We start from the raw sequence: 12055 nt of genomic DNA on the forward strand, positions 1-12055 counted from the left end.
CGTCCTCGCCTTCGCGCCATCTGCGACATCTCCACAGGTCCGCCCGGTCCCGTCCCGGTCCGGCGCGGTCCTGCAGAGGGGGGAAACCACCGATGGACTCCGGCCGAATCCGCATGCCCGGAAACAGGTCCCGCACCGCCCACCGCATAGCCCGGACGGCGGCCCTGGCCGTCGCCGCGCTCGTCGCCACCGCCGTGCCGTCCGCGCAGGCCGCCACCGCCCCTGCGCCCCGCGTCGACCTCACCGTCCTCGTCGTGGACGACGGCGGCAGCGCGGTCGGGGCGATCACCGCCGAGCTGGAGGGCTCCGGCGTCCCGTACCGCAGGATCGACCTCGACGACCCGAACCGGCCGGTCGTGGACCAGGCCTTCCTCAGCGACAGCGTCGACGGGCGGCCCCGCGCCAAGTACCAGGGCGTCGTCCTGCCCCACGAGACCGCCTTCGGCCCCGACTCCGCCGAGCACACCGCGCTCCGGGCGTACGAGCGGACCTTCGGCATCCCGCAGGTCGACGCCTACACCTGGTCGCACCCGGGCGTCGGCCTCGACTACACCAGCGACGGCGGCCTGTCCGGCGTCCTCGACGGGGTCACCGCCTCCGTCACCGCCGCCGGGAAGGCGGGCCCCTTCCGGTACCTGGCCGGATCGCTCGCCTTCGAGGACAACGACCCGGCGATCGCCGAGAGCTACGGCTACGCGGGCCGCCCCCGCGCCGGGTACACCAGCTACCTCGACGTGCCCGTCGGGGGTGCCGGCGGCGGCCGGGCCAGCCTCGTCGGCGAGTACGCCGCCGACGGGCGCCGCGAGCTGGTCGTCACCTTCGCCTACAACCAGCACCAGCGGCAGTTCCGGGCCCTCGCCCGCGGCATCGTCGAATGGCTCACCCAGGGCGTCCACCTCGGGCAGAGCCGCAACCACCTCTCCGTCCACGTGGACGACGTCTTCGCCCCCGACGCCCGCTGGGACCCCGAACGCGACTGCACCCCCGGCGACTTCGACTGCGCCGGCGGCGACGGCGGGGGCACGGCCCCGATCCGCATGACCGCCGCGGACGCCCAGTACGCCGCCGCCTGGCAGAAGGCCTCCGGCTTCACCCTCGACATGGTCTACAACGGCGGCCAGGGCGAGCAGTGGAAGGCCGAACACGGCGGCTCCGACCCGCTCGCCGACCGGCTCGTCGCCGACCGCGCCCAGTACCGGTGGATCAACCACACCTACACCCACCCCTTCCTCGGCTGCGTCCAGGACACCACCACCGTCCCCTGGCGGTGCGCCGCGGACGCCAAGGGCGACACCCTCTGGGTCACCCGCGCCGAGCTGTCCGCGCAGATCCGCGACAACCACGACTGGGCCGTCCGCAAGGGCATCTCCGTCGACCGCTCCGAACTCGTCACCGGCGAGCACTCCGGCCTGAAGACCCTGCCCCAGCAGCCCGCCGACAATCCGAACCTGGCCGGCGCGCTCGCCGACAACGGCGTGAAGTGGATCGCGAGCGACAACTCCCGCGAGCCGCGGCAGCGCACGGTCGGCACCGCGACCGGCGCCGCGCAGACCGTGCCCCGCCACCCCATGAACGTGTACTACAACGTGGGCACCGCCGCCGAGATGGCCGACGAGTACAACTGGGTCTACACCTCCCGCGCCGACGGCGGCAGCGGGATCTGCGAGTCCAACCCGGCCTCCACCTGCCTGCCCGCCCCGCTGCCCCTCGCCACCGGCTACGCCGACCACATCGTCCCGCAGGAGGCGCGCATCGCGCTCTCCCACGTCCTCGGCAACGACCCGCGCCCGCACTACGTGCACCAGTCCAACCTGGCCGAGGAGCGCCTGCTCTACCCCGTCCTCGACCGCGTACTGACCGACTACCGGGCCCTGTTCGCGCCCTCCGCGCCCCTGGTCAACCCGGCCCAGCGGGACGTCGGCACCGAACTGGCCCGCCGCGCCGCCTGGGACCGGGCCCTCGCCGCCGGGAAGGTCACCGCCTACCGGATCGGCACCACCGTCACCGTCAAGGCCCCCTCCGGCGTCGTCGCGCCCGTGACCGCCCCCGAGGGCACCCGCAAGAAGCTGCTCCTCGGCACCAGCGCCTTCGGCACGGCCTACGCCGGGACCCGCTCCGCCTGGACCTCGCCCGAACCGCTCCAGAGCGCCGTCACCCTCACGATCCCGACCATCTGACCCAGCACGTTCCGGGGGGAACCGCACATGCCGAGCCGTGGCCGTCACGTCACCATGCTCACCGAAGGCACCTATCCGCACGTCCACGGCGGGGTCAGCACCTGGTGCGACCAACTCGTCCGGGGCATGCCCGAGGTGGACTTCGACGTCCTCGCCCTCACCGGCAGCGGGCGGGAGCCCGTCACCTGGGACCTGCCGTCCAACGTCGTCCGGCACACCGCGTTCCCCCTCTGGGGCCCGGCGCCCGTCCGCGCGCGCCGGGCCCCCGGGGGGCGGGAGCGCCGCCGCTTCCTCGACACGTACGAACGGCTCCTGCTCTCCCTGCTCGACCCGGGGACCGGCTACGACTTCGGCACGAGCCTGTACGAGCTGGCCGCCCTGGCCCGGCGGGGGAGGCTCACCGCCGCCCTCCGCTCCGAGGCCGCCCTGCGCTCCCTGATGTGGACGTGGGCCATGCCGCACCTGCCGACGCGGGCGGCCCGGCCCACCGTCCACGACGCCCTCACCGCCACCGACCTGCTCGAACACGCCCTGCGCCCGCTCGCCGCCCGGATATCCACCGGCGGTGTGGCGCACGCCGTCTCCAGCGGACTCGCCACGCTGCCGGCCCTCGCCGCGCGGCACTTCGAAGGGGTCCCCTTCCTGCTGACCGAACACGGCATCTACCTGCGCGAGCGGTACCTCGGCTACCGCACCGAGAAGCAGTCCTGGCCCGTCAAGGCCCTGATGCTCGCCTTCTACCGCGAGCTCAACACCCTCGGCTACCGCGAGGCCGACCTCATCACCCCCTGCAACCGGTACAACCGGCGCTGGGAGGAGCGCGGCGGCGCCCCCGCCGACCGCATCCGCACCGTCTACAACGGCGTCGACCCGGCCCTCTTCCCCGAGGCGGGGCCCGAGCCCGCGACCCCCACCCTCAGCTGGTGCGGGCGCGTCGACCCCATCAAGGACCTGGAGACCCTGATCCGGGCGTACGCGATCTGCCGCGCCGAACTCCCCGCGCTGCGGCTGCGGTTGTTCGGGCCCGTGCCCGCCGGGAACGAGGACTACCGGACCCGCCTGGAAAAGCTCGCCGCCGAACTGGGCGTCACCGACGGCGTCACCTTCGAGGGCCGCGTCACCGACGTGCCCTCGGCGTACGCGGCCGGCAGCGTGGTCGTGCTCTCCTCCATCAGCGAGGGCTTCCCCTTCTCCCTCATCGAGGCCATGTCCTGCGGCCGCGCGACCGTCTCCACGGACGTCGGAGGGGTACGGGAGGCCGTCGGCGACACCGGGATCGTCGTCCCGCCCCGCGAACCGGCCGTCATGGCCGCCGCCCTCTCGGCGCTCCTGGGCGACGGCGCCCGCCGCGCCGAACTGGGCCGCCTGGCCCGGCAGCGGGTCGTCGACCGCTTCACCCTGAACCGCTCGGTGGACGGCTTCCGCCGCATCTACCGCGAACTGGCGGGCGAGGACCCGTCCCCCCGCCCCGACCGGCCCGCCCCGGAACGCCGTACGGTCCGCACCCCCGCCCTCCGCCGCACCCCGGCGGCCCTCGTGGCGGGAGGCACCCCGGCATGAGCGGCTCCCTCTGGCTGAAACCCCCGGGGGAGGGGGACACCCTCCCGGCGATCCCGAGACCCCGCCGGGAGGAGGTACCAAAGGCCCCGGAGCCCCCGGAGACGGAGAAGGCCTCGGACACGGAGAAGGCCTCGGACACGGAGAAGGCCTCGGACACGGAGAAGGCCCCGGACACGGAGAAGGCCCCGGAGAAGGGGAAGGCCCCGGACACGGGGAAGGGCCCTGACGTGCCCCCCGCCCCCGACCCCCTCGACGCGCTCGCCGAGCGGCTCGACGGGTTCGTCGCCGCCGCCGTGCACCCCGACGAGGTGGCCGCGCTCCTGGAGTCCGACGGCATGACCGACGACCACATCCGGCTCACCTACGGCCGCGCCGACTCCTTCGCCCTTGCCGAGGACCTCTACGCGCGCGTGGAGCGGCGCCACCCCGCCCCGGCGCCGCCGCCCGCCGGACCCTGGCACGGCGGACTCGCGAACTGCCTCCTGCGCGGGCTCGTCTTCGCGCTGCCCGGCCTCGCGTACGTGCTCGCCGCCCCGCTGCTCGCCGGGGAGCAGGGCCGGTTCGGGCTTCCCGGCGGAACGGTTCCGCTGCTCGCCGGGGCCGTCACCGGCTGGGTCTGGAACCAGGCCCTGTCCCACCGCGCGTACACCTGGCTCGGCCTCGGCGACCGGCCCGCCGCCGCCCGCGCCCTGCTCACCGGCGCGCCCCCGGGCGCCCTCGCCGGGACGGGCGTCGCCCTCGCGGTCGCCGCGCCCGGCGAGGCCCCGGCCGCCGTCTTCGCCGCGGGCCAGTCGCTCTACCTCGCCGCCGCGACCGCCCTCCTGGTCCTCGGCCGCGAACGGGCCCTGTTCGGCGCCCTGGTGCCGCTCGCCGGGGCCGTCCCCGCCTTCCGCTGGGACCTGCCCGACCCCCTGCGGATCGGTCTCCTCCTCGCCTCCCTCACCGCCACCGCCGTCCTCGCCGCGCGCGTGCTCCGGCCGGGGCTGCGGCGGACGGCGGCGGGGCGCGGCGGTCCCCCGCGCACGGCCTCGCTCCCGTACGGGCTCTTCGGTCTCGGCAGCGGTCTGCTCGTCCTGCACGCGGGCACCGGCACCACCCCGGTGAGCGGCGCGGGGGCGGTCGTCGCGCTCACCCTCTCCATGGGACCCGCCGAATGGCTGCTGCACCGCTTCCGGGACGGGGCCCTGGCCCGGCTGCGGACCCTCACCACCGCCCGCGAGTTCCGGCGGGCCGCCACCGGCACCCTGGTCCTCTGCCTCGGCGGCTACCTCGCCGTCCTCACCGCCCTCCTCCTCGCCGTGACCCAGGTCTGGCCGGGCGCGCCCCGGCCGACGCCCCCGGACCTGCTCGCCCTGCTCCTCGTCGGGACCGCGCTCTGGCTCGGCCTGCTGCTCCAGGCCTTCGGCGCGGTCCTCGGCGCCGCCACCGTCTGCCTGCTCGCGGCGGTCGCGCAGACCGCGCTGCCCGCGGCGGGCCCGGCGGCGACCGGGGGAGCGGCCGCCGTGCTCGCCGTCCTCACCTGTGTTCTGCTGGTACGACCGACCGCCCATCGCGTCTAGGTGGTGTGATGACGACCCCGTCCCTCCTGGTGCCGTTCTACGAGCACCCGGCCGAACGCCCCGACGCCTGGGCGGCGCTCGTCGGCGCGGCGCCCTCCCTGTACGGCGTCGTCCTCAACCCGGCGAGCGGCGCGGGCCCCGCGCCCGACCCGGCGTTCGCCGGGGCCGCCGGGCGGCTGCGTGGGGCTGGCGTCCGGGTCCTGGGCTACGTGGACACGGCCTACGGGCGCCGCCCGCACGCCGAGGTCGTCGCCGAACTGCTGCGCCACCGCGACTGGTACGGCACCGACGGCGCCTTCCTGGACCAGGTGGCGACCGCGCCCGGCGCCCTCGCCCACTACCGCCGGATCGCGGTCGCGGCCCGGGCCGCCGGGGCCGCGACCCTGGTCTTCAACCACGGGGCCCGCCCGGACCCCGGCTACGAGGCCCAGGCCGACCTGCTCGTCACCTTCGAGGGCCCCTGGGAGACCTACCGCACCCTCGACCTTCCGGTCGCCGCCCACCACTGCCACCTGGTGTACGCCGCCCCCGCCGGGTTCCGGCCCGCCACCCCGGTGCACTGCGCGGTGCCCGGCGCGGGCGCGCACCCCTGGGGCACCCTTCCGCACCTCCCGGAGCCCGCCCGATGAGACGCCTGCCCCTCCTGCTCGCGGGGCTCCTGCTCCTCGCCACCGCCTGCACGACGACGTCCCCCGACCCCGCCCCCGACGCCAAGCGGGCGGAGGAGCGCTGGCGGCCGAAACCCGGTCTCGCCTGGCAGTGGCAGCTCAGCGGCCGGCTCGACCCGACGGTCGACGTCCCCGTGTACGACATCGACGGCTTCGAGCACCCGGCGTCCGCCGTGAAGGACCTGCACGCCCGGGGCCGGAAGGTGATCTGCTACCTCTCCACCGGCGCCTGGGAGGACTTCCGTCCGGACGCCGACCGCTTCCCGGAGGCCCTGCTCGGCCGGGGCAACGGCTGGCCGGGCGAGCGCTGGCTCGACATCCGCCGCACCGACGTCCTCGGCCCCCTGATGGCCGCACGCCTCGACATGTGCCGCGACAAGGGCTTCGACGCCGTCGAGCCCGACAACATGGACGGCTACCGGAACGGCACCGGCTTCCCGCTCACCGCCGCCGACCAGCTCCGCTACAACCGCCTGATCGCCCGTCTGGCCCACGAGCGCGGCCTCGCGGTCGGCCTCAAGAACGACCTCGACCAGATCCCGGAGCTCCTCGCGGACTTCGACTTCGCGGTCAACGAGCAGTGCGCCCAGTACGAGGAGTGCGACCTGCTCACCCCGTTCGTGAAGGCCGGCAAGGCCGTCTTCCACGTCGAGTACGAACTGGCGCCGGGCCGATTCTGTCCGCGGGCGCGGGAACTGGGCCTCAGCTCGATGCGGAAGCGGTACGAACTGGGGGTGTGGCGGCAGCCCTGCTGACCGTGTAGCAGGTGGCCCGGCCCTCGCCGCGCTCCGTCCACTCCTCCTCGGTCGACCAGGTGCGCCAGGGGGTTCCGGCGGCCCCCCGCTCCCCGGCCGCCGCGCAGGCCCGCCGGGCCCGCTCGGCGGCCTCCTCCGTTCCGGGGAAGGCGCCGGGCAGGGAGTGCTGCTCGACGATCTCGCCGTCGTGGGGGCCGGCGCAGGGCACCCGGACCACCAGCCTGCGGTGCCGCATGCCGGTGTTGAAGTCCAGGCAGTCGCCGGGCCGGGCTTCGTAGGTGGTGACGACCGCGGAGGCGCCCGCCAGGACCCGCCCGCCGGGAACGGTGCCGACGGGCGGCTCCGGCGCGCCGAACCCGCTCAGCGCCAGCTCCGCGCGGAGCCCGGTCACCCCGGTGAGCGCCCCGCTCTCCCCCTCGTCCAGCAGGGACGTCAGGTCGGCCGAGGCCCGGGTGATCCTGCCCTCGCGGTCCACCTCGACGGCCACGGGGACGGGGGCGCCCGGCGAGCCGGCGTTGAGGGGCGCGGGCACGAACTCCCGCCGCAGGTCGTACGGGAAGAGCTCCAGGGCCTCGGCCAGCGGGAAGTCCGCCCGGTACGAGCGCCCGCCGCCCGCGAGCTCCCGCGCCCCGGCGGGCCGCACGCCGCCGAGCACCTCCAGGAGGGTGCCGCCGATCGGGCTCTCGGTGCCCCGGAGGTGGCCGATCGAGTCGGTGCCCGGGAAGGGTTCGGCAACGCCCTCGTACCGCAGCCAGTACCCGGCCGAAGCGGCCCGGTAGTGGATGGCCCGGGTGTCCACCGCGTACCGTCCGGACGCGTCGCCGGTGCCGCGTCCGGGCAGGGTGCCGAGGATCGTCCTGCGGGCCTCCTCGGGGAAGCCGGGGGCGATGCGCCAGGTGTGCGCCGCCTCGCCGCGCGAGCCCGCGAAGTCCAGCCGCCCGGTGAGGGTCTGGACGGCGTCGCCCTTCCCCGAGGTGAAGGTGACCGTCTGGCGCAGGTCGGCGCCGCCGGTCTCCCGGGTGTGCCGCAGCGCCAGACCGACCTGCCGGGCGGCCGGCTCGGAGAAGAGGGGGGTGGGACGGGCGGCGCCGGGGGCGTCCGCGGCTCCCGGGTCGCAGGCGCCGAGCAGCAGGGCGGCTCCGACGACCGCGCCGACGGTACGGGCGAGGGGTCTGGTCACGTCCTCGTGACCGGGCGGCGGCACCGATGGTTGCCCGGCCGCCGGTCACGAAACGATCACCCCAGCGTCAGCGCCGTCAGGGCCGCCGTCGCCGCCGTCTCCTCCACCGCGCCGAACACATCGCCCGTGACCCCGCCGAACCGGCGCACGCACCGGCGCAGCAGCAGCGCCGCCGCGCCCAGGGCGACGCCCGCCGCCAGGACGTTGCGGACCGCGTCGTACGGGGAGAGCAGCAGGCCCGCCCCGGCGGCCAGGGCCAGGAAGGCGGCCGTCACCAGGGTCGCGGAGCGGACCGGGACCGTCGCGGCGACGATCGCGCCGAGCCCCTCGGGGCGGGCCGCCGGGACGCCGTGGCGGGAGGCGTGGGTGAGGGCGAGCCGGGCGACGGCGGCGGCGAGGACGGCGGCGACCGCGCCGTGCGCCCACCCCTCCTCGTACAGGTGGGAGAGCGCGGCGACCTGGGCGAGCAGGACGAGGACCACGGCGATCACGCCGAACGGGCCGATGTCCGACTGCTTCATGACGCGCAGCGCGTCCTCGGCCGGCTTGGCGCTGCCGAGGCCGTCGGCGGTGTCGGCGAGGCCGTCGAGGTGGAGGCCCCGGGTGAGGACGGCGGGGACGGCGGCGGTGACGACGGCCGCGAGCAGCGGGCCCGAGCCGAGCAGCAGGAACCCCGTGCCGAGCGCGGCGGAGGCCAGGCCTACGGTCAGGCCGGCGAGCGGGGCGCAGAGCATGCCGGCGCGCGCCGCGTCCCGGTCCCAGCGGGTGATGCGGGCGGGGAGCACCGTGAGGGTGCCGAAGGCGAAACGCAGGCCGTCCATCCGGGCAGGGTAATCGCCGGTTCCGGACGGTAGATTGCGCATCACGTACATTTCGGAAGTGGGTGGCATGGGTCACTGGTTCTCGCGGAACATCCTCGAACCGGGGAAGCTCCCGCTGCTCCTCGCCCTGACCTCATTTGTCGTGACGTTCCTGGTCACCCGGACCATCACCCGTCTCATCCGGGCGGGGAAGGGCCCGTTCGGGAACGTCTCCTCGGGCGGGCTCCACATCCATCATGTCGTGCCCGGCGTCGTCCTCTCCGTGATCGGCGGCTTCGGCGCGGTGGGCAGCGGCCGGCACGGCCTCGGCGCGGCCGTCTTCGCCGTCGTCTTCGGGATCGGCGCGGGGCTCGTCCTGGACGAGTTCGCGCTGATCCTCCACCTCGACGACGTGTACTGGAGCGAGGACGGCCGCAAGAGCGTCGAGGTGGTCGTGCTCACCGCGGCCCTCGTCATGCTCGCCCTGAGCGGCTTCTCGCCGCTCGGCGTGAACGACGTGTCCGAGGACGAGCGCCAGGACCGGGCGGCCTTCATCGCCACCATCGTGCTCAACTTCCTCTTCATCCTGGTCAGCCTGGTGAAGGGAAAGTTCCGGATGGCCGTGATGGGGGTCTTCGTCCCCTTCGTGGCGATCGTCGGTGCCGTCCGGCTCGCCCGCCCCGGCTCCTGGTGGTCCAAGCGCTTCTACCGCCGCCGCCACCGGGCCAGGGCCCGCTCCCGGCTCCGCACGTACCGCCACGACCGGCGCTGGACCAAGGTCCGCCGCCGCTTTCAGGACCTGATCGGCGGCTTCCAGGAACGCGTCTCGGGCCCCGGCCCGACCCCGCCCTGACGCCGCTCGCGCCGGGCGGCGACCGCGATCAGGACGAGGGCGGCGGCGATGGCCGCCAGGTGCTCCTTGCCCGCCAGGTTCGGCTTCACGATCACCTCCACGACCATCGCGAGGACGACGAGCCCGCCGGTCCAGTACGCGCGGTACCGCCGGCAGACGTAGACGGCGAGGCCCACCACGGCCGCCGACGGGCCGGTGTCGACCACGAGCGCGTCGGAGGCCGGGAGCCCGAACGGGCTGTCCGGGCCGATCGCGATGCCCACGCGCGCGTAGAGGGTGCCGGCCAGCGTCGACAGATAGGCGACGGCGAGCGTCCGGCGGCGCCCGAGGCAGATCTCGGCGATCCCGAACACCAGCAGCACCTGCGCGAGGGCGCCCCAGACGGGCAGGTCGAGGGCGGGCACGAAGAGCGAGAGGGGGGTGCGGAGCAGCGCGAGCCAGAGCGGGTCCTCGGCCCGTACGAAACCGAGGTCGTGGACCGGCCCGTAGCCCCAGTCCTGGTTCTGCACCACCTGGAACAGGGCCGTCAGGCAGACCGCCGCCAGCGTCATCGGTATCGCCCGCCACCGCTTCGTGACGAGCGCCGTCCGTACGGCGGTGAACAGCGGGGCCCACTCGCGGCGGGCGAAACCCCGGACGCCGCCGCGGTCTTCCCGGTGTTCCCGGTCTTCCCGGGAGGCCCCGCTCAACGCCCGCCCTCCAGCTGTCTGCGGTGCAGCCACTTCGGCAGCCCCGGGGCCTCCAGGAACCCCTCGGCCCGCCCGGCGGCCAGGCCGATGCGCAACAGGTCGGCGCTCTTCTCGAAGAGCATGAATCGGGGCTCCCAGATCGGTCGGTACTTGGCGTTGGCGCGGTACAGCGACTCGATCTGCCACCACCGGGAGAAGAAGCCGAGCAGCGAACGCCACATCCGCAGCACCGGCCCCGCCCCGAGCTTCGAGCCGCGTTCGAAGACGGAGCGGAACATCGCGAAGTTCAGTGAGACCTGAGTGATCCCGATCTCCCCGGCGCGCCGGAGGAGTTCGATGACCATGAACTCCATCAGGCCGTTCTCGGACTCCCGGTCGCGGCGCATCAGGTCGAGCGAGAGCCCCCGCGGCCCCCACGGCACGAACGAGAGCAGGGCCCGCAGCTCCCCCTCGGCGTCGGTGCACTCCAGCATCACGCACCGACCGTCCGCGGGGTCCCCGAGCCGGCCGAGCGCCATCGAGAAGCCGCGCTCGGTCGCCCCGTCCCGCCAGTCGTCCGCCTTGCGGACCAGCGCGGCCATCTCCTCGGCGGGGATGTCCTCGTGGCGCCGGATCCGGACCCCGTACCCGGCCCGCTCGACCCGGTTGAACGCCTGCCGGACCGTCCGCATGGCCCGCCCGTCGAGCGTGAACTCCCCGGTCTCCACGATCGCCTCGTCGCCCAGCTCCAGGGCGTCCAGACCGTGCCGGGCGTAGATCACCCCGGCCTCCTCGCTCGCGCCCATCACCGCCGGGATCCAGCCGTGCTCGCGCGCCTCGGCCAGCCAGGGCTCGATGGCGCCCGGCCAGGCCTCGGGGTCCCCGATCGGATCGCCGGAGGCCAGGGAGACCCCGCCGACCACCCGGTAGGCGACGGCCGCCTTCGCGCTCGGCGACCACACCACGCTCTTCTCGCGGCGCAGCGCGAAGTACCCCAGCGAGTCGCGGTCCCCGTGCTTGTCGAGCAGGGCCCGCAGCCGCTCCTCGTCCTCCTCGGTCAGCGGGTCGACCGCCCGGCGGGAGCGGAAGGCGGCGAAGAGCACCGCGACCAGCAGCAGCGTGGACAGGACGTTGACGGTGACGTCGACCCAGCCGGGCGGGGCGATCCCGGGGAACCGCTCGTCGTCGGAGGCCAGCGTGACGAGCCGCATCAGGCCGTAGCGCCAGCGCTCCAGGAAGGTGGAGTGCCCGGAGGAGGTGTCGGTGACGGTGACCAGGACGGCCGCGAGCAGCGAGGTGACGAGCAGCCCGCCGACCGCCACGACCGCGGCGAGCAGCGGGTTGGAGCGGTCGCCCTTCGCGTAGAACTCCTTGCGGCCGAGCAGCAGCGCGAGCACGAAGGCGGCGGTCAGGACCAGCGAGACCCAGTTCTGGGCGTGCCGCCGGATCTCCGGGAAGAACATCACCAGGGCGAAGAGCAGCAGGAACAGCCCGCCGAGCACCAGGTTGAGGATCCACGCGGCCCGCTTGCGGCGGCGCATGGTGATCGCCAGGAAGAGGGTGAAGAGCCCCGAGGCGAAACCGGCCGTCAGCAGGTACGGGGTGAAGTAGTCGTCCTCGTTGTGGCGGCGCAGGTCCTGTCCGAACGAGACCCAGACGGCACCCAGGAAATTGACGAACGTGACGACGCGCAGGTACCAGACGGCGAACGCGGCGCTGCGCCGCGAACGGACGGTGGTGCCCCGGGGCGTTCCTTCGGCGGACAAACGGACCTCTCCCATGAAAAGCGATCATATGGGGCACCGCTCGTCGTGCGGCGACGCCGGAGGCGGCCG

The 12055-nt window shown here is 74.8% G+C and carries 10 protein-coding genes; 6 read left to right on the forward strand and 4 right to left on the reverse strand.

The window, feature by feature from the left end:
* The first annotated feature begins 92 nt into the window (after positions 1-92).
* The 5 genes from OO47_RS01495 to OO47_RS01515 are packed head-to-tail and all read left to right on the forward strand — an operon-like array spanning position 93 to position 6719.
* The gene (locus tag OO47_RS01495) at positions 93-2177 is read left to right on the forward strand and encodes a hypothetical protein (protein WP_030205752.1); all 2085 of its coding nucleotides are present in this window, start codon (positions 93-95) and stop codon (positions 2175-2177) included.
* A gap of 27 nt (positions 2178-2204) precedes the next feature.
* Positions 2205-3737 carry a GT4 family glycosyltransferase PelF gene (gene pelF, locus OO47_RS01500; protein WP_030205750.1) on the forward strand — a complete coding sequence of 511 codons (1533 nt, stop codon included), beginning with the start codon at positions 2205-2207 and terminating at the stop codon, positions 3735-3737.
* Positions 3734-5296: a hypothetical protein gene (locus OO47_RS01505; RefSeq protein WP_030205747.1), complete on the forward strand. Its 1563-nt coding sequence runs from the start codon at positions 3734-3736 to the stop codon at positions 5294-5296. Before pelF ends, OO47_RS01505 begins: the two co-directional genes overlap by 4 nt.
* 8 nt (positions 5297-5304) lie before the next feature.
* Positions 5305-5925, forward strand: coding sequence for a spherulation-specific family 4 protein (locus tag OO47_RS01510; RefSeq protein ID WP_030205745.1), 621 nt, complete (start codon positions 5305-5307; stop codon positions 5923-5925).
* Positions 5922-6719: an endo alpha-1,4 polygalactosaminidase gene (locus tag OO47_RS01515; RefSeq protein WP_030205742.1), complete on the forward strand. Its 798-nt coding sequence runs from the start codon at positions 5922-5924 to the stop codon at positions 6717-6719. Before OO47_RS01510 ends, OO47_RS01515 begins: the two co-directional genes overlap by 4 nt.
* Here the strand turns inward: OO47_RS01515 and OO47_RS01520 are convergent.
* Positions 6667-7899: a hypothetical protein gene (locus tag OO47_RS01520; RefSeq protein ID WP_051715158.1), complete on the reverse strand. Its 1233-nt coding sequence runs from the start codon at positions 7897-7899 to the stop codon at positions 6667-6669. The two genes, OO47_RS01515 and OO47_RS01520, sit on opposite strands and share 53 nt — an antisense overlap.
* Before the next feature lie 56 nt (positions 7900-7955).
* Positions 7956-8762: an adenosylcobinamide-GDP ribazoletransferase gene (gene cobS / locus OO47_RS01525; protein WP_033207796.1), complete on the reverse strand. Its 807-nt coding sequence runs from the start codon at positions 8760-8762 to the stop codon at positions 7956-7958.
* Positions 8763-8787: 25 nt separating this feature from the next.
* Between cobS and OO47_RS01530 the strand changes: the two genes are divergently transcribed.
* Entirely contained in the window at positions 8788-9552 is a 765-nt protein-coding gene (locus tag OO47_RS01530; protein ID WP_030205737.1) for a hypothetical protein, read from the forward strand.
* Here the strand turns inward: OO47_RS01530 and OO47_RS36745 are convergent.
* Positions 9492-10241 carry a hypothetical protein gene (locus tag OO47_RS36745; protein WP_158708623.1) on the reverse strand — a complete coding sequence of 250 codons (750 nt, stop codon included), beginning with the start codon at positions 10239-10241 and terminating at the stop codon, positions 9492-9494. The genes OO47_RS01530 and OO47_RS36745 overlap by 61 nt on opposite strands.
* Entirely contained in the window at positions 10238-12001 is a 1764-nt protein-coding gene (locus OO47_RS01540; RefSeq protein WP_030205734.1) for a phosphatidylglycerol lysyltransferase domain-containing protein, read from the reverse strand. The genes OO47_RS36745 and OO47_RS01540 overlap by 4 nt, the downstream gene beginning before the upstream one ends.
* Positions 12002-12055: the final 54 nt, after the last annotated feature.

The organism is Streptomyces bikiniensis (assembly GCF_000716625.1).
GTDB classification, from domain to species: domain Bacteria; phylum Actinomycetota; class Actinomycetes; order Streptomycetales; family Streptomycetaceae; genus Streptomyces; species Streptomyces bikiniensis.